The 18,206-nt window shown below is 65.1% G+C and carries 17 protein-coding genes; 1 reads left to right on the forward strand and 16 read right to left on the reverse strand.

Annotation, left to right across the window (positions count from 1 at the left end; translation table 11 throughout):
• Positions 1 to 521 precede the first annotated feature (521 nt).
• The 11 genes from TW83_RS08965 to TW83_RS19325 form a co-directional block, all read right to left on the reverse strand.
• Positions 522 to 737, reverse strand: a complete 216-nt coding sequence (locus tag TW83_RS08965) for a hypothetical protein (protein ID WP_045982431.1) — start codon at positions 735 to 737, stop codon at positions 522 to 524.
• Between the two features lie 58 nt (positions 738 to 795).
• Positions 796 to 1,173 (reverse strand): hypothetical protein, encoded by a 378-nt coding sequence (locus tag TW83_RS08970; protein ID WP_045982432.1) that lies wholly within the window; start codon positions 1,171 to 1,173, stop codon positions 796 to 798.
• A 2-nt stretch (positions 1,174 to 1,175) separates the two neighbouring features.
• On the reverse strand, positions 1,176 to 1,742 hold the full coding sequence (locus TW83_RS08975) for an N-acetylmuramoyl-L-alanine amidase (protein ID WP_071209478.1): 567 nt from the start codon (positions 1,740 to 1,742) through the stop codon (positions 1,176 to 1,178).
• Positions 1,743 to 2,117: 375 nt separating this feature from the next.
• Positions 2,118 to 2,492, reverse strand: coding sequence for a hypothetical protein (locus tag TW83_RS08980; protein ID WP_045982433.1), 375 nt, complete (start codon positions 2,490 to 2,492; stop codon positions 2,118 to 2,120).
• Between the two features lie 495 nt (positions 2,493 to 2,987).
• Positions 2,988 to 5,531: a hypothetical protein gene (locus TW83_RS08985; protein ID WP_045982434.1), complete on the reverse strand. Its 2,544-nt coding sequence runs from the start codon at positions 5,529 to 5,531 to the stop codon at positions 2,988 to 2,990.
• Positions 5,532 to 5,580: 49 nt separating this feature from the next.
• On the reverse strand, positions 5,581 to 8,343 hold the full coding sequence (locus TW83_RS08990; protein ID WP_045982435.1) for a putative Ig domain-containing protein: 2,763 nt from the start codon (positions 8,341 to 8,343) through the stop codon (positions 5,581 to 5,583).
• Positions 8,344 to 8,405: 62 nt separating this feature from the next.
• Positions 8,406 to 8,783: a DUF4376 domain-containing protein gene (locus TW83_RS08995; protein WP_052714782.1), complete on the reverse strand. Its 378-nt coding sequence runs from the start codon at positions 8,781 to 8,783 to the stop codon at positions 8,406 to 8,408.
• On the reverse strand, positions 8,780 to 9,094 hold the full coding sequence (locus tag TW83_RS09000; protein WP_045982436.1) for a hypothetical protein: 315 nt from the start codon (positions 9,092 to 9,094) through the stop codon (positions 8,780 to 8,782). Before TW83_RS09000 ends, TW83_RS08995 begins: the two co-directional genes overlap by 4 nt.
• A gap of 11 nt (positions 9,095 to 9,105) precedes the next feature.
• Positions 9,106 to 9,807, reverse strand: a complete 702-nt coding sequence (locus tag TW83_RS09005; RefSeq protein ID WP_045982437.1) for a hypothetical protein — start codon at positions 9,805 to 9,807, stop codon at positions 9,106 to 9,108.
• Positions 9,808 to 9,855: 48 nt separating this feature from the next.
• Entirely contained in the window at positions 9,856 to 10,749 is an 894-nt protein-coding gene (locus TW83_RS09010) for a hypothetical protein (protein ID WP_045982438.1), read from the reverse strand.
• Entirely contained in the window at positions 10,746 to 15,521 is a 4,776-nt protein-coding gene (locus tag TW83_RS19325; RefSeq protein WP_052714784.1) for a hypothetical protein, read from the reverse strand. Before TW83_RS19325 ends, TW83_RS09010 begins: the two co-directional genes overlap by 4 nt.
• 65 nt (positions 15,522 to 15,586) lie before the next feature.
• On the opposite strand from TW83_RS19325, the gene TW83_RS09020 reads away from it, so the two are divergent.
• Positions 15,587 to 16,093 carry a heavy metal-binding domain-containing protein gene (locus TW83_RS09020; protein WP_045982439.1) on the forward strand — a complete coding sequence of 169 codons (507 nt, stop codon included), beginning with the start codon at positions 15,587 to 15,589 and terminating at the stop codon, positions 16,091 to 16,093.
• A 10-nt stretch (positions 16,094 to 16,103) separates the two neighbouring features.
• Here TW83_RS09020 and TW83_RS09025 read toward each other — a convergent pair whose 3' ends face one another.
• From TW83_RS09025 to TW83_RS09045, 5 genes are all read right to left on the reverse strand, one after another.
• Positions 16,104 to 16,436, reverse strand: a complete 333-nt coding sequence (locus TW83_RS09025) for a hypothetical protein (RefSeq protein WP_157001462.1) — start codon at positions 16,434 to 16,436, stop codon at positions 16,104 to 16,106.
• Between the two features lie 17 nt (positions 16,437 to 16,453).
• Positions 16,454 to 16,954 (reverse strand): hypothetical protein, encoded by a 501-nt coding sequence (locus TW83_RS09030; protein ID WP_045982441.1) that lies wholly within the window; start codon positions 16,952 to 16,954, stop codon positions 16,454 to 16,456.
• A gap of 93 nt (positions 16,955 to 17,047) precedes the next feature.
• On the reverse strand, positions 17,048 to 17,485 hold the full coding sequence (locus TW83_RS09035; RefSeq protein ID WP_045982442.1) for a hypothetical protein: 438 nt from the start codon (positions 17,483 to 17,485) through the stop codon (positions 17,048 to 17,050).
• A gap of 2 nt (positions 17,486 to 17,487) precedes the next feature.
• Positions 17,488 to 17,790 carry a hypothetical protein gene (locus TW83_RS19330; protein WP_052714786.1) on the reverse strand — a complete coding sequence of 101 codons (303 nt, stop codon included), beginning with the start codon at positions 17,788 to 17,790 and terminating at the stop codon, positions 17,488 to 17,490.
• Between the two features lie 2 nt (positions 17,791 to 17,792).
• Positions 17,793 to 18,137: a hypothetical protein gene (locus TW83_RS09045; RefSeq protein WP_157001464.1), complete on the reverse strand. Its 345-nt coding sequence runs from the start codon at positions 18,135 to 18,137 to the stop codon at positions 17,793 to 17,795.
• Between the last annotated feature and the right edge of the window lie 69 nt (positions 18,138 to 18,206).

Below are 18,206 nucleotides of genomic sequence, written 5' to 3' on the forward strand. Positions count from 1 at the left end.
TTTGCAGATCAAACTGTTGAAGTCGATCAGTTCCTTTTCGTTTGATGATCACGTTGCAACCTAAGCGAAGCATTCCTTCAGTTTATGTTCCAATATGATTAAGAGGCTGATCTGTGGTTCGCGGGTCGGCAGCTAAATTGCTTTGAGCGCGCTTAGTGTACGCACTGTTCCGAGCAAGATCCTTACGTCAACCGCCAGCATTAACGAGCTAGCTTTGATCTGATTTGTCCCACGCCAAACCTGAGCGTGGGACAAATTTATGTAGGTTATCCGGCAGCCATGAGGCTTATGCCCCCACTTATCAGAGGCTCGAGCGCGAATCTCCTCCAGCGCTGCTTCTATCGAATCCGGATAGCCGTTCTCTGAGGGCATGGTGATGACCGACCACGCCCACTGATCTTGGCCAAGGCGGCTACTCTGCTGGTCGTCCAACATAACGCGACCGACGACCAGGCCATCCCGTAGAACGACCCAATCATTAGCATCGGCTCCGAAGGTAATCTTGCGAGTCCAGTGCGCGGTCATTCCGGTTCTCGCATGCGAAGAACTCGGCTGCCGAACTGAAGGAGGAGCCGATCGCGCGGCGAATAGTCGGCCATCGCATCCCACGCCGCGAGCATGGCGCTTAGATGCCCGGCCGCCAGAGAGTATCGATCACCCTGCCACTCCTCGCACCAGATGATGTAGAGGGCTCGGTTCTCAGGAAAGATCGGCTCGTGGATTCGGTGGCGAGGCATGGTTGTCTCCTTCCGGTCGATTAGAACGAAAGAAGAACTTCACGCAAGACTTTCTGGTTCAGCGCGCCGGATGCGCGGCTACCCCCGGCACCTTGTTCAGCGCTGCGGTCAGAGCATCGGCCTCCGTCAGGGCCTCGACGGCCTGCTTCCTGTTCCAGACCGCTCGGGTCTTGCCGAGCATGCGCTCCATGCCAGCCCACAGCAGGCCTGCCACGGTGATCACGGCGTAGACCGTCTCCGCCGTGACATCGATCGGCATCGGAAACGGCAGGCCGATCATCAGCGCGGCGGCTGCCACAAAGGCTACACAGGCCACGATGAACGAGCGGTTGGTAAAAGCCAGCGACCAGCGCTTGTCCGGCCCGGCCAGACGGTTCGCCTGCTCGATTAGCGCCGACAGATCGCGAAGGGTCTTGAAGAGCATCAGCGGATTCATGGTCATTTCACTCCGAAGAAGGCCAGCGCGGCAGCAGCCAGCGCGGCGAGGATGTAGATGGCGGCCTTGGCGGGTCCGGTGGCGACGGGGGTGGATGGGGAGGGCAGAGGCTTCGCCGGGATGCTGTCCACAACCGGCGGCCGTGCGTTGGCCGCGGCCCACCAGCTGCGCACGTCGAAGCCGGGGCACTGGGTCGCGCCCAGATCCCGGTGGCCGACGACCTGGGCACCGGGATGCTTGGCCAGCAGCTCGCGGACCAGCTTCACCGTCGCGGCCTTCTGTGCCTCGGTCCGGTTGTCGACACCGACATTGGGGCCGGTGGCCCGCTCGATGCCGCCAATGCAGCAGATGCCTAGGCTGCCGGTATTGTGGCCCGCGACGTGCGCGCCAGCAGTAGTGTCCGCCCTGCCGTTTTCGACGGCGCCGCTGCGCCGGATCACATAGTGATAGCCGACGTCATTGAACCCGCGCGCGAGGTGCATCTTGCGGATGTCGGCCACGCCGTAATCCTGGTCGGGATAGGTCGCGCTGTAGTGCAGCACGATAAACTTGATCGGGAAGTGTGGCATGGCTGCCTCCTCGGGGTGTGGACATGAAAAAGCCCCGCACGATGGCGGGGCGGGGTTTCCGAAAAAATTGTGATGACAGGCTGCGAAATCATGTTAGCGTCACATTTGCACGATATGCACAATCCAGACGCCAGGCGTATCCGATAGCCGGGGTTATCCCTCACCCAGCCTATATTAGGCGGGTGGATCTGTACCTTGCGGAGGCCCCCGGACCCCTCCGGGGGCCGCTCGCTTTTTGGGGACCGCACCTGCCGATATAGACAGGCGCTCCGAGCAGCAATTGGCGATACAATTAGCGCTGGTCAGACAGCAGCTTTGGGAGGGGTAACTGTCTGACCCGCAGTTTCCCGCGTGCAGGACCGCCGCCTTGATCGCTCAGCCGTCGCCCTGACGCGCCGTACTCGTGATCTGGCGCAACAGGTCGTTCGTCTCGCGTTGTGCGGCCTTCAGTTCATCCATCGACCGGGCCAGCGCCTCGTAACGTTCACTGTTGCGGGCGTCCGAGATCTCCAGCTGCTGGATGGACCGGCGATGCGTGACCAGGTCAGCGCGGATGTCGGTCAGCTGTTTTTCGTGGGTCAGCCGCAGTTCCTGTGTCGCTTGGCCACCTTGCAGCTCGATGCGCTTCATCTCGCGCTGGCCCTCCAGCAGCCCCGCCTGCAGGGTTGCATAGGAAACAGCCACGGCGATCAGCGTCGCGCCGATCGACCAGACGTTCCCCCAGGTGATGCCACCTTCAATCTTCGCCATTAGACATCCTTTCAGTACCGGCGAAGCCGGATCGGTGAAGGCCCGAAGCCGGGCATAAAAAGTCCGCACGCGGCGGGGTTAGGGTTATTGAACAAATCGGTACAGACAGCCGGATTTATCGTGCTATGTTCACGGATGCGCGATGTGCAAATTCGAACGCCAGACGTGTCCGATAGCCGGGGTTATCCCCCACTCAGCCTATATTAGGCGGGTGTATCGGCGTCTTGCGGAGGCCCCCGGAAACCCCTTCCGGGGGCCGTTCTTTCGCCGGTAACCATGTGCCAATTTAGACAGGCGCGCAGGGCTGATAATGGCGCTACGTTCGCCTTCGGTTGGGCAGTGGTTCTGGGAGGGGTGGCTGCCTGACCAACCAGACATATTAAAGCAAAATGTACGGAACGGTTCTGCAATGCAGCAAGTTGTGCAGACGTATTTGTAACCAGTGCCGGAATTACCAATAGGGTCTCGCCAGAAGGCGAGGCCCTTTTCTTTGCCTCAAGGCATCGAGGGCAGAAGAAAGCCGTGAACGGTCATGCTGCTCGGCTCAGCGTAGTCGGCAGCGGACCAGCCTGCCGAAGAACGATGCCGCTCGATCGTCGCCATGGCATAGGCGTCGGTGGTCGTATCCCAGATGAAACCGTCGGCCATGTCGGCGGGACGGATCGTCTCGAACAGCACGCCGTCGATGTAGAAGTCGCACTTGTCGGCGAACAGTTCCGTGACAAGCCGCTGCTGAACGCCGGGCGTGAACGGCCCCAAGGCCATCTGCCGCTTGTCCGACGATGCACGACCGCCGCCCTGGCGCGGCATGTGAACGGCAGGTGCCCAACCGATCACGCCGTTACGCTTCACCAGTTCGAAGTCCAGTTCCTTGCCGTTGCTCGCATGGACGAAGAACGCGTTGACCGCCTTGTCGGTGTGACTGGTGACGACAGCGCCCCACTTGCCGCGAGGTGCCCGAGAACGGTTCACCTGCAACGCCCCGGTGCGCCAGCGTCCATCGACCATGCCGGCCCGCAGTGTCACGGACTTGTCGGCGTTGTAGTCGATCATGGCAGGCGTGCCGACGCTGCCCCCGACGCCATTGCCGGTATCGCCACCCGACCAGTTCGGCAGGTAGATGTGCATGTTCGGGTTGTTCCAATCGAAGTCCAGTGCGCGGTCAATCCCGAAATCCTGCACATGGCGGAAGCTGGGCAGCATCTTGCTCGGCGCGGGTGTCGGATGCGGCGCGGGAACCGGCACAGGAGCAGGCGTCGGCTCCGGAGCAGGCGTCGGGACCGGTGTTGCCGGTTCGGCCTCCAGATGGGCCTCCAGCAGGCTCACGCCCTCCTTCAGCAGGCTCAGAAGGGCAGTCAGCAGTTGGCGTTCGGCCATGTCGAGTTCCTCGGGGGTTGGTTCCGGAGCGGGGTCCGGGGTAGGCGTTGGCACCGGGTCAGGCTCCGGGACCGGCACAGGAGCGGGCTCGGGGGCCGTGACGGGCACATCGTCGATCAGCGTCCGCACGGCGACCCAAGCCGGGTTCCGGTCGCCCAGCCAGCGCTGCAGGCCGTGGCAGATGTTCTGGTCGGGCATCCGGCATTCGACCGACATGGCCAGCGGCCCGTCGAAGCCTGCGGCATCGAGAGCGGCGAAGGTCGCGGCATAGACCTCGCCCATTTGCGGGCTGACCGCGAAGGCGTGGATGAAGGCGCGCAGGGCTGTGCTGCCGCCGACGCCGTTCATGTGGTTGCCGACCTCGTAGGCGCCCAGCTCCATGCCGTACTTCGACGCCTCGGTGCGGTAGTGCCGCCACTTGGGCACCAGGCTGCGGACCGTGCGGTCTGCACCCCAAGCGTTGCCCGTCAGCAGCTGGTCGCGGATCCGGTCGAAGGCCGCGCCCTGTGACAGGGAGGTACGCCAGCCCTCCAGCTGCGAGGCCCGGCCGCCATAGGCCATGCCGCCGTCGATCTGCGCGTGCACGGTCAGCATGTCGATCACCGAGTGCGGCGCAACGTAGACCGGAAGACCCCGCGTCCCGCTGCGGTCCCGCCACAGCGGCGCCAGCAGGATGTCGGCCTCGCCGCCGACCCAGTCCGCTTGGTGCTGGACCACGGTGTGCAACCGCTCGTCGCCGCCCCAGACACGGCGCCAGATCTGCGCCATCTGCACCGACCGCATGCCGTACCAGTTCCGGAACTCGGACCCGGTGCTGGTGCCGAAGGCCTCGCGGCCCCGGGCGGCGCAGTAGTGGGCCTGCGGGGTACCTGAGAAATCCCAGGTCTTGGTACTGTACTCGACATAGACCTGCCGCGGCGCGGGCATCAGGTCGCGGATCAGGGCTGCGCACTGGCGCATGTGATCGTCAGTGGCCGCGGTCGGCAGGCACAGCCACATGTCGGCATCGACTTCACGGCAGAGCGCCGCCATCCACTCGTAGGGCACGAAGCGGTGGAAGATCTCGTCGGTGGGCAGCGCCCGGCTGGCCCAGTCCGTGATCCGCAGCCCGCCCTGGTTCTCCGACGTCAGGATACCGATCCACTCATCGAACCGTAGAGCGTGATAGGGCGCCACCTCGGTCAGGTACTGCCGACGGAAGATCTTGCCCCGGTCGGCGTCGGCCCAGTCATCCCGATGCACCAGCGAGATGTTCTCGATCGGTCCGCCCGCCTGGTCGATGGTCCGGACGATCAGGTCGATCCAGGACGAACCGTTGGTGGTGAAGTCGAACTGGATCTCGTTCGGCGACACGCGGGTGATGTTCCGGGCGCCGTGCAGATCAATGGTGCAGGTCCCGTCCCACCGCAGACGGTGACGGCCGGAGCCGCCCGCCTCCGCCGGCATGTTATGGAACAGGCGGGTACGGAACCCGCCCGAGCCCGGCGGGATCGAGATCAGCTGGCCGCCGGGGGTCATGTGACCGGCCGCGACCAGCTGGTCCCATTGTGCGCCGCCCCGGTCGGCCTGCCAGGACCAGGCCTGTTTGAAGGCGTTGATGAAGGGACGCGCGGACTCGCCATTGATGACGCCGAGGCGCGCCGCGATTTCAGCGGTGGGCATGAAGTGTCCTTTCTGGACAGTTTTCAGGATGCGTGGTTTCGCGAAGGGCTCAGACGATGGTGAAAGCGGAGATCGCTTCCGTCCTGTAATCCTCGAGCGTCATCGCGGTGGTGCGCAGGCTCAGGCCCTGACGCGTGGAGGACGGAAGATCCGTGCCGGGAATGGTCTCGGTGCCGAAGGTTGTGGTGACCCTGGTCCCGTTGACCGCGACCCTGAACTGGCTTCCGATCACCTCGAGGCGGATGGTCATGCCGGCGACGTAGGTGACGTTGTAGTCGGCAATCAGCGTGAACTCCCCGTTGACCAGCTTCCAGACGCTGAGAACGTTGCCAGCGATGCGGATGCCGATACCGGTCAGCAGTGCAGTCAAACGGCACATGACATAAGGCCCGGCACCGTTCGATCGCGTCGAGAACTCGACGGCATGATCGGCGGAGCCCATGTCGGGCGACAGGTAGCATGCCGTCACGCTTGCGGTCCCAGACCCGACCATCCGGTTGGAGACGACCTCGCCAGTGCCTGCGGTGCCCGATAGCAGCGCCCACGACGGAGACGCTTCCAGGTTCTCGTTGGGCCTGTCGAAGGTATCGGTGAAGTTGGTGATCGCCGAACCGGCCGCGCTCACCGTCAAGGTGAAGTTGCGGGTCGCGGTCTGTCCGCGTGCGTTGGTCACCGTCACGGCGATGCTATACGAGCCCAGAACGGGTGTTCCAGTGAGCAGGCCGGTGCTTGCGCTGTAGGACAGTCCGGACCCTGCAAGCCCGGTCACCGCGACGGTCTTGCCGATGTGCAAATCCCCACAGTCACAGAGCGCATACAGTTCGACGCTCACCGCGCTGCCCTCGATGAAGGTCTGGTCCGCCCATCGAATGGTCGGGCCGACCGCGATCGTGATCGGCTGCGGCACACAGCCATCGCCAAGCGCAGGCGTCGCCGAGCGGGCGAGGACCAGCTGGCCGGGATTGTCCCCGATCGTCCCAGCCAGCGTGTTCCCGGTCCGCGTGACCGAAGGCGGCAGTAGGCCGCGCACCCAGGGTTGCGCCGGGGTGTTGTCCTCGTTCGGGATCATCTCGATCACGTCGGCTGTGACATCGCTGCCCCAGACCTGCTGAGGGGTCGGCAGCGCGAAGGAGAACGCCGTGTTGAACGGGGTCTCCAGCACGGCCGCCGGGACCAGCGGCTGGCGGAACGTGCCGGTGCTGGGCCGCCAGGCCCGCCACCAGTCGCACTCGATGTCGGCGCCGGCATCCCCGGCCGCATCGAAGATCGCCTGGTTGATTCCGGACTGCAGGATGTGGTTCGTCATCATCAGGTGGAACGGCCGCGACGGATCGAACGCGTTTCCGCCGTAGTCGGGCGAGCCTTCGGCCACCAGCGATCCGTTCTCCCACAGCCGCACGCGCCAGACGCCGCCCACCTGCAGGATTTCGAACGCATAGTCCCGGAACTCGGTCTCGCTGACCGGCGCGGTGTTGCCCAGGGTCGGGCCATAGGAGCCGACCCCGTTGTTCCAGGTGTTGCGGTTGAACTGCAGCGCGGGTGCGAAGCCCTCGCAGTCCAGCTCAAGGCCGTCCCATCCATTCCCCGGCTGCGACTGGATCAGCCAGAAGGTCGGATGCCACTGGTTCCAGGACGACAGCTCGGAGGGGAAGCGCAGTCGCATCTCCATCAGGCACGGCGCGCGCATCATGTTGCGGCGTCCCATGTGGATCATGGACGACAGGTTCAGCTTGCCGTTCAGCGCGCCCATCAGCGCCCGCTCCGCTGTCGTCGCACGCCGCGACTTCGCCCGCAGGATGCCATTCTCGAACGTGATCATGTCGGCGTAGCTGGCCGGCACGACGCCGCGGTTCGCGTCAAGGAAGCCTGTATGCCACGGGTCGGCCTCGTAGCCCCCGAGGCTCGCGGCCCCGCGCAGGTAGCGCGGTGCGGTCGACTGGATGCCGTAGTGCCGGGTGGTCATGTAGGCGCCGGAGGCGCTGGTCGGCGTCAGGAAGTCGGCGGCGGTCATGTCGTCGAAGTCGTCGCCATCCGCCAGCACGTAGCCGTTGTAGATCGTTCCGGTGGCGCCCGCTTGACCGATGGACGCGCCGCCGATCATGGCAGGCGCCGTCTCGGCCATGCCGCTCAGCACGGTCTTGGTCACGCCGGGCCCGCTGATCCCGATGGCGTTCCGGGTCCGGACCCGCATCGGGTATTCGGTACCCGCCGCGGGCATGTCGAGTACGTACTGGCCAACACCCGTGCCGCTCAGGTTCGTCCAGGTGCCACCGTTGCTGTACTGCAGGGCGGTGATGGGAGACCCACCGTCGCTCGGCAGGTTGTTGATGGTGATCACCACCTGGTTGGGGGCCGGGCCGGTCGCCACCGACCAGTCGCCGGTTGCGAAGGCTGCTGGCGCAGTCGGTACCACGACCTCGCCCGGCACGGCCGCCGGGGGATCGTTGAAGATGGACCTGGCCCCACGCCCGTTCACCGCGCGCATCAGCACCGCGACCAGGCCTGCGCCGGTGACGGTCACGGGGCCCTTGAGATAGGCAGCCACGGTGTCGAGCGGGATGGCGCGGACGGCACCGGCCGGGACGGGCGTGGAGTAGCCGCCGGCGACGGAGATGAACGGCGCGCCGGGGAAGTTGACGGTCGTGCTGTCAGCGCCGCGCAACACGCAGTCGATCGATGCCGCGGTCGGGTTGCGCAGGATCAGCACGTGACCCGCCCCCGGCTCATAGGTCAGGTCGTTGGCAGTCAGGACGATCTCCGTGACGGGCCGCGCACCGGCCCCCCCGACGGAGGTCTTGATGATGTTGGCCATGGCCCCTCTCGGTGATTGTGCCCCTCGCAAGGGGGGCGGTCGCGATGGTTGGGCGGGCTGCTCTAGCCGGGCCAGCCTGCGTCCGGATCGACCGGCTCGCCCGCGTCCAGTGCCGCCAGCAGGTTGGCCTCGCGGTCGTAGCAAGCCTGCACATGCGCCCGGACAGCGGTGGCGATCGCGATGATCTCGGCACCGGACAGCAGCCGGAACGACCCGTCGCCTGTCTTCCATCGGACGGCATAGCCGGGATCCAGCATGGCGCTGACGGCGGCTCCGGCAAAACGGGTCTGGCTGACGTCGTCGGTCGCGACCGACATCCCCGCGATGCTGATCCCCGCGCACATCGCCTCATGGCGGCGGGACGCGATCAGATCGCGCAGCGCCTGGCGATCCGTCTCCTGCTGCTGCTCGGCGGTGACGAGCTGGCTCCAGTCGATCATTCGGGCGCCTCCTCGGCATAGGTCACGGGCAGCGGGATCGGCCCGGTCCGGGTGACGGTGATTGGCTGCGGAAACCGGGCCTCCTCGGGCGCGTCGCTGCCGTGTGGCAGGATCAGCGTCAGCGTGATGTGACCGCCCGCGCGGATGACGTCAGACGCCAGGAGCGGGCAGCCGACAGCCTCGCGGGGCAGCGTGCCACCCTCGGCAAGCGGGCCGAAGTCGTAGGCGGTACCGTTGACGGTCAGCACATCGCCATCGAGGGACAGCGACAGGGCATCGGCCCGCAGTTGCGGGGTGAACGTGATCTTCATGAGAGTGATCCTCAGTACCAGCGGCCGACGGCGATGAAGGTGACGCGGGTGGCGATGCGGTTCTGCGTGGCTGCACTGAACGCAGACACGCTCATGCCGGTGGTGCTCATGCCGGTGAAGCGCGGTGAGATCGCAAAGGTCGTGCTGGTGGAGTTTACCCCCAGTGTCACCATAACGTCGTCGGCCGGGGTGCTTGTGACGAAGGTGGCGGGAAAGACAGCGACCACCTCTGCCGTCGAGCTGGTTGTAGTATATCCCCAGCACAGCAGCGTGCCATCCGCGGTGCGCTGGAACGCCCCGTTGGCATTGGATCCGTTCTCGATCTGGCGGTCCACGATCCAGCGCGTCCCGTCATAGGTCGCGACCGTGTCGGCATCGGTGCGGATGTAGCCGGCGGGCAGTGCGACGTTGGTGATGGTCCGCGCCTCGATCGCGCCCTGCCCGTCGACGTTGATCGTGACCGGACCGGTGTTCGCCGCCGCAGCCCGCCACCGGACCTGCATGCCCGTCGCAAGTGCCACGCCCCCGGTGTTCAGCGTGATCGCGTTCGCCGTGCCGCCGCGGGTGGCATAGGTCTTCCCGCGCAGCAGGGGCAGGTCGGCGTTGTAATCCGCGACGAATGTCGGAAACCAGCCGAAGAACGCGTCTGCCCGCTCCTCCAGTTGCGCAGGGTTGCCGGTGTTCGGCGGCGTGGGCGGTGGGGTAATTGCCATGCGAAATCACCCGGGTGACGGGCGCTCCTGAGATGATGGGTGAAGCTGTTAGACGAGGCTTTCCGCGTCGATGGTGGCGAAGGATTTGCCCGCGCCGATCGTCAGCTCGTAGTCGCGCAGGATGCCCGCGATGGTCATCCCGAACCGGTCCTCGCCCTCGATGGCGTAGAAGACGCAGATCTTGGACGTGATCCGCCGGATGATCTGCTGCACGCGGGCCTCCCCGCCGGAGGGCACCGAGAAGCGGAACCGGACGGTCTCGCTGACCGGGCGCGGGACGATGAACACGCCCCCGAACTCGTCCCGGTCTTTCCGGGAATAGTCCACGATGCCCAAGCTCGATCCCATTAGCGAGATGCCGATTTCGATCTGGTTGCCGATCATGATCTCGCCGACCTCGGCCGAGCCGGTCGAGGCCACCGTGATCTCGATCGAGGACCCGGACGGCAGCGACAGACCCGTCAGGATCAGGTCTGAGCGCACCGTGAAGGGCGTGTAAATGTATTCCCAGAACGTCCCCACCTGGTCGCGCGAGGCGAGCTGGAAGGTCTGGTCGTAGATCAGCACGGCGCCCGGGGTGGTGACCCTGATCCGGACGCTCTGCGCATCGAGCCCGAAGAACGCGATGCTGTTGAGGGTCCGCGGCGGGCGGATCGTGTAGGTAATGTTGCCGGGCTGGCGGGTGACCCCGCCAAGCCGGTTGTCGAAGGCGCGCCAGCGGTTGGTGGCCCCGATCCGGAACCACCACTGCGACGTCACATCTGTGAGAGGGTCATGCCCGATATTGGCCGCCTGGATGCTTTCCCAGATGGCGTTCTGCCGGATCACCCGCGCGCCGTTCTCATAGCTCGTCCCGGAGACCCATGCGGGATGGTCGGTCTCCGGGACATTGCTGGCCAGCATCATGGCGGGGGTGACGTCGTACGGCTCGATGATCTTCACGTTGCTACCTTGTTCTGGTCAGGATCGATCTTCACGCCGACGGAATTGATCTCCCGCAGCGTCTTGAACGTGTCCCTCGTGCTCTCGGCCGTGCCGCGGGCGTGCGCCTTCATCTCCGCGAGCTCGGCGCGGACCGCGCGCAGCTCCCGCACCATCTCGCTGTTGTCCAGCATGGCGCGGCTCTGGCGGTGGCTGAAGATGCGGCTCGGACCGGTGGCTTCCAGTTCCGGACCGTTCTCGCCCACGATGCGGAGGCCCCCGAGGTGGGTGCCGCCCGTCGCGAAGCCCGGCGTGTTCCGCAGCGCCGTCTCGGCAGACGTGAACCGTGCCCACAGCCCGCCCGAGCCCCAGAGGGTGTTCCAGAACGGGTGGTTGTGGTCGGTGATGTGCCGCCCGTTGATGAAGAAGTGCCCGGTGTGCGGATTGGACCGTACGCCCTTGTCGTTCAGCACGAACGGGTTGGCCGTGGTCACCCCGTACCGGGTCATCATCTGCCGGATGATGCCGTAGATGCCGCTGACCTCCTGCTTCAGGCGCTCCTTCTCCAGGTAGTTGCGCTCCAGGTTGCCCGTGGGATCGTAGACCGTCCCGCGCAGCAGGTCGCCGCCGTCGAAGGCCGCCAGCCGGTTGCGGATCTGGCTGGTGTTGAGTCCGGCCGTGCTGATCCCCGCAGCCCGCGACATCGCCGTGAGATCGGCATCGTCCACGAAGTGGTTGCCCGCGGCATTGGCCGTGAGGCCTCCGACATAGGTGTTCAGGGCCGCGACCTTGCGCTGGCGTTCGCTCCGCGCCGTCTCGGCCGCGATGGCCTGACGGAGATCCACCAGCGACGTGCGCAACGTGCCCATGCTGGCGCGCAGCCCGTCCGCGCCCGTGAGCGATGCCGTGACATTGGCATTGCCCAGGGCGTCGCTGACGCCCGCGACGATGGTGCGGGCATCGCCGGCCCGCAGCGCGATGCGATCGTCCAAGCTGCCCAGCTGACCCAGAAGGCGCGTGATCCCCCCCTGCGTCAGAGTGTTGCCTGCCGTCAGGTGGTTCTGCACACCGGTCAGGATGTCGACCTGCCGCTGTTGCAGCGCCGCGACCCGTTCCAGTGCCGTCGCGGTGGTGTCGGTCCTGACCGCGACCTTGCTCAGCGCCACGGCCACGCGGGCCTGTGCCAGCGCGGACTCGGTCCTGGACCGTGCCATGTCGTTGACGCTGGACAGGTAGCTGTCGGCCACGCCGGGCAGACGCCCCGCCGCCTCCACATCGCCGCTGTTCGCCTGCCTCAAGGTACGCTGGTAGAGCGCCTGGTTGTAGGCGCGCGCCTGCTGAGGGCTGAACAGTGCCGAGGCCGTGCCCCGGAGCTTGTCCAGGTAGTCGCGGATGCCGTCGCCCGCCTTGCGCCAGTCGGCCGCGGCGGACGTGTTCAGGCGGATCGCTTCGGACAGCCCGCCGATGACGGTGCCGATCGAGGCGACGACCCGATCCTGCAATGCCGTCATCTCCCGGGTGAAGCCCGAGATCTGCGGCAGGATCAAGTCGAAGGCACCCGACAGGCCGATCAGCGCGGCATAGGCCTCGCGGCCCGCCTCGGTGGTCAGGTCCAGGGACGCGATCATGCGGCGGTACTCTTGGCGGGTCTGCGGCATGGCGATGCCGAGCTCCGCCAGCGCAGCAGAAGTCTGGCGGGTGGTGACGGCCAGTCGTTCGGCATCGGTATAGAATGCCTGGTAGTACTGCTGCGTGGCACTCACCATCGCGTCCAGGCCGCCGAACGCTTCGGCAATCTTGGACGCCGCATCCGCACCGGCAAGGCCCACGGCGTGGAAGCGGTGCCCGAGGGTGTCCATGATGCCGTTGACCCCGGTCAGCGACGTGGACAGGCGGTTCAGCGCCTCTGTGGTGCTCTCGCCATCCTTGCGGAGGGCATTGAGGCCGGGGATCATGCCGGCGAACCCGTCGCCGAGACCCGCGAGGGCCTGCTCGACGGCGCGCTGCGCATCCTCCTTGCTCATGCCTTTGGTGCTGATGGTCATCTGGTGGGCGAAACCCGCGAAGGTCTCGGCCCCGAAGCCGAGCGCCGCAGCGGCATCCATGACGCCGGTCTGGATGTTGCCCACGATGCTGGACAGGGCGTCCTGGGTCTCCTGATCGGCGCGGTCGTAGCTGGTGCGGGTCTTCTTCGACAGGCCCCAGAACCGGCGCGTCTCGGTCTTGCGGAAGGTGTCGACCGCGGTGTTCAGGCCGTCGACGGTGATGCGCAGACCGGCGTCCAGTTCCTTGGTCTTCTTCCTGAAGAAGGAGAACACCGCGGCGACCGCCAGCAGGGGAACGGCGATGGCCCCAGCAGCCGAGGCGAGCCCGGCAAGGCTCGTCGTCGCGCCACCCATCATCAGAGACGTGTACTGGGTGATCGACCCGATGCCGCCCATGGCCGCCTGCAGGCCGCCCGTAAAGGCGGACATGGCTGCCGTGCCGAGCGACGCGATGCCGCCCAGAACGCCTCCGACGCCGGTCAGACCGCCCACAGGCGCCCCGGCCGCACCGAGTGCCGACGACAGCGCACCGCCACCTCCTGGAATACCGCCCAGACCCATGCTGATCATGATGCGGTTCTTGGCGGCCATGGCGATCATCTGCGCCAGCCAGGACTTGAGCATGTCCCCGATGTCGGAGAGCGTCCCCTTGAAGCCGCTGAGCAGCCCCTCGGTCATGATGTCGGTGAACTTGCCCGCCAGGGGCAGGCTGTCGGCCAGCTGGATGTTCAGCCGGCGCTGCGCCTCAGCCATCTCGTCCTGTGACAGGCGCCCGGTCAGCTTCGCCAGCTCGGCCGCCTCGCGACGGTACTTTGCCATCGGGTCGAGGACCTCACGCCACTTATGCGCCTCCTTGTCCAGGTTGTCGCTGAGCTTCTCGGCCTCCTTTGCAGCCTTCTTGGACGCCTTCTCGGCTTCGCTGGCGGCTGCCTTGCGACCCGTCGCGACTTCGCCCGTAGCTTTTGCCAACGCCTTTTCTTCGGCCGTCATTTCACCCAGCTGGGCGATACGGTCCAAGTCTAGCTGGTAAAGAGCTTCCGCGTTGTACTGGTCAACACCGGCGGCGATCTGGCGATCTCTGCTCGCGGCGGCCTCAATCTGCATCTGCTTGATGGTGCCAGCGATAGCAGCGTCGGCACCAGCCTTCTGGGCAGCAATGCGAGCACCGATGACCTCGATCTGGTTGTCGATGCCAAGCGAAAAACCAGCAGCCGCGGATAGCGCGGCAGCAAGGTTTCGCGCTGCGGCCGCCGCATTCGAAGCTGCGGCTGCTGCATTGTCCAAATTTCCACCCAGCTGAAGGCCGAGCATTGATGCTTGGGCGAGTTGCTGAGCGGTTGCCATGATCTCCGGGGGGATCGCAGCGCCAGAGCGCTGAGCCTCACGAAGCTCCTGAACCAATGCTGCTGCGGCGCGAGCCTGTTCTTGCGGGCCCTTGGCCTCCTCTAGGGCTTTCATAGCCTTGTTCAGTTCGACCGCCTGCCCATAACCAAGGCCGTATTTGTCGGCCAGGTTGCCGATCGCCACTGCCAAACGTCCAGACGCGGCAGACATGCCCCCGAAGTCGCCAATGCTAGCTTTCGACAGCGCATTGATCCGCTCAAGCTCGGCCCCAAGGCCTTCGAACTGACCGGTCGCAGCAGCAATGGCCGCACTCATGGTCTGCACCATTTCCAATTCGGCAAGGTCCCGCATGACCAGGTACAGAGCGCGCGCTGCCTCTGCATTGGCACCAAACTTGGTCGTCAGATCCTCGACAGACAGATTGGTGCCGTCGATGGCCGACTTGTAGGCGCCGAATGCGCTATTTAGGTCGGAGACCGCATCCTCTGCTGCCTTGGCGCTGTTCCCCATAGACAAGAACAATGGCAAAACCGCGGCCCCAATAGCGACTACAGTGCCAAGGCCAGCGCCCAGCAGTGCCAGCTTTCCTGACACACCAAGCGCACCTGCCAACTGCGGAAACTGCTGAGTGAACGCTGTCAGAGCGGACTGTCCCGAGGCAACCTGCACTGCAAAGTCTTGAAGCTGGAAAGACGCATTGGTGATCTGCGGCGTAAACCGTGCAAGTCCAGCAGATGCGCCGGCAACAGCAGGGGTCAGCCCCAGGTAACGGGTCTGCGCCAACTGCAAGACCCGGGCATGCTCGCCTTCGGTGATAATCTTTGCGCGAAGCGCCGTGTTAGCAGTCTCGACTGCCGCCTCATATCGCTTTGATGAAGCATAGACCGGGTCCAGAGCGTTCCGCAGAGCCTCGTAGTTCCCCGTAGCCTGTGCGACCGCAGCTGCTTGATCACGCTGAGCTTGCTCAGCCTCTTCCGCTGCCGTCGCGACGCCCAGATATCGGCTTCGGGCAATTTCTAGAACGGCATTGGCCGCTTGCTGCGAGGCGCTGCCGTCGATGACCATACGGGCAAGGTCACCCTGAACCACAGCAAAGCGCTGGCTTGCGGCATAGGCAGGATCGATCTGGCGGCGCAGGTCGTCGAAAGTCCGGGCACCCTTCGACACCTCCTGCGCCGAACGCCCCATCGACTGAGACACGGCCCTCTCCAGCGACTTCATCGTAGCATCTAGGCCGCCCATAACGCCGGAGATCCGCGCCATGGCTTGCTTGATACCCTTTGCGCTGACCTTGAGAGTGTCTTCAACCTTGCCACCAGTCCGTGCGAGGCTATCCATTGCACTCTCGCCCTGCGCGAGGCTGGAGGAGTCTACGACTAAGGAAACGCGGGCAGTTTCGTTCATGGGATTGTCCTTGGCGCACGTACGAAAGCCCCGCAGGATGGTGCGGGGAAACTGGGGGAGCAATAATGGCGGAATGTGCGGACTGCGGAATTCAGGTCAGCTATTTCAAGCAGGTCAACGGACGCTGCTCCGACTGCAACAATCGCTACCTTGAGCGGCGCAGGCTGGAACAAGATCTTGGCACCGATGAAGCGGCTAAAGTTTTCTCAGAATACAAGGTTTCAGAAGAGGCTATTGCATCGGTTGTTCTAACAACTGAGGCGACAACGGACTTTATCATTACTCGCCGCATCGACATTGTTACTGCCGAATGTGCTTTCGGCATGAACGCCTTCAAGGATTTATTCGCTGGCGTTCGTAATATTGTCGGAGGCCGATCTGAGGCTGTGCAATCAACTATGCGGGACGCTCGGAAAACGGTGCTTCAAGAGCTTCGGCGCGAGGCTCACGCTATTGGCGCCAATGCCGTAGTCGGCGTCGATCTCGATTACGTGGACCTGTCGGGCTCCGGCACAATGGTCATGTTAGTGGCATCGGGAACGGCAGTGGTCATCCAAGCCGACGATAGGTGAACCCAAAACACTAGACCCACCACGACCCCGCCAGCGGCGGATCCCGCAGCGAGTCCTCCGCCTCTGCCTGTTCGGCTGCATAGGCATCGCACATCGCGTGCAGTGCCTCCGCCTCCCACGGTTCGCTGATCGCCCGTGTCAGGCGCGCGAAGGCGTCCAGCTCGGTCCAGTCCACGCTACGGGTGCCGTTGACGTCTGCGCGAACCGGGCCGAGCCGGAACATGGCATCGATCAGGTATACCCCCGCCGCGACGGGTGGCATCTGAACGTCGCGACCCTTCTTGCGGGCGTACTGCAGCCGCGTCTCCTTCCAGCTCTTTGGCGTCCCGTGCAGGAATGCCAACTGCCGGGCGTAGAGGACTAGGGCTTCGTGGACGCCGCCAAAAAATCCGCATCATCCTGGGCAAAGTCCAGAACCTGCTGGGCGAAGCTCGGCTTGGTCCAGTGCTCGACGTCCTTCTCGCGCATCAGGTGCGCCATGCTGATGAAGTTCAGGTCCAGCAGCGCCGGCGCATCCTCGACGGTCAGGTCGCGTGCCTTACCGTCCTCGCCGGTGGTCTGCATGTTGCCGAAGCCCACGATCAGGCGCAGCGCGGCCTTCACGGTCGCCTCGTGCATATCCTGTGCGGTGTTCGTGTCGACCTGCGTGCCGGTCTTGGCGGCGGCCTTGGCCTTCTTCGCCCGGTCCATCTCGTCGCGGCGCAGCTCGGCCTGCACGGCCCGGCTGGAGGCACCCTTGACCATGACGATGCAAGGCTTGCCGTTGTTCTCGATGACTTCGCCGGTGGTCTGATCGCGCAGCTCCAGCGGACGTGCGGTCTCGGCCGCGCCGCGCGCGTCGTATTGCTTCAGAAAATCCATGGTGTGTTCCTTTGTATGGGGTGTGTAAGGTGATGGGTCGGCGGGCCACACCCGAAGCCGCCGCCCCTTACCGATCAGCCGAAGCCGACCGGATCAGCCGACGCGGACCGTTCCGGAGTTGACGCGGAACTCGCCGCTCAGACCCTTCATGGTCGAGGCGTTGCGGGCACGGTCGCGCAGGTTGGCGACCTTGCCGTGGTAGTAGATGATCTGGCCGTCGGGATCGGTGATCCGGACCGAGACCTCGTCGTTGGTGTTGTTGGCCGTGCGCAGGATCGTCTGCCCGGCATCGGGGCCGTCGATCAGGAAGGTGAAGGGGATCGAGCCGCCGTCCAGGGCGCCGTTGGCGTGATAGGTCCGCCCGGCTAGGGTGGTCTCGGTCACGTCCTCGGACTGGTCGCCCGTCTCGCCCCACTCGGTGATCTTGCCGACCGTGGTGAAGTTCCTGCCGACGAAGCCTGCCGCGTCGACGGTTGCGGGAACGCCCGCGGATACGGCGATCAGAGCGCCGATATAGGTGATGAGTGCCATGATCAGGCGTCCTTCTTGGGTTCAGCGGGCGCGGCGGCCCGTTCGGTGGGGGAGAGCGGGATCTGCGGGGACGGCTTGCGGTCCGGCGCATCGATCACCGACGTGGCGGCCTCGGCGGCCTCCTCGACCGGGTCGGGGTCGTACTCGACGTCGATCATCCTGGCCGCGACCATCGTGGTGATGGTGCGAACGTTGTCGGCACTGCGCAGGACCGCGTTCGTGGTCTCAAGGCGGTCCAGCCGGGCTACGGTGTGGCCGGTCGGCAGGATCACCGCCTCACGGGTGTTGTTTGTGATGCTCGCCATGATCAGCTCCCCAGAAGCACGGCGACGAGGCCGGTGCCGGTCACGTTGATGGCGCCCTGCAGGTAGGCCGAGATGGTGTCGAGCGGGACGGCCACGACGCCGCCGGCCGGGATCCCACCGACCGCAAAGCCCGCGGCGACGGAGATGTTCGGCGCACCGGGATAGCTGACGGTGGTGCCGTCCGCTCCGTCGATGACAGACGACACCGCGCCCGCCGTGGGGTTGCGCAGGATCAGCACCTGGCCGGTGCCGGGCTCGTAGGTCAGCACGTTCGTTGCGGTCAGGGTGACCTCCGTCACGGGCCGCTGACCGGGGCCGCCCATGGACGTTTTGACAATAGTGGCCATGAGCGGCCCCTTTCGCTGGTTGGGCCCTTGTCAGGGCGGTTGGTGAAGGTGTGCAGGTGTGCCGCAGGC

Source organism: Paracoccus sp. S4493, assembly GCF_000967735.1.
Classification (GTDB): Bacteria; Pseudomonadota; Alphaproteobacteria; order Rhodobacterales; family Rhodobacteraceae; genus Paracoccus; species Paracoccus marcusii.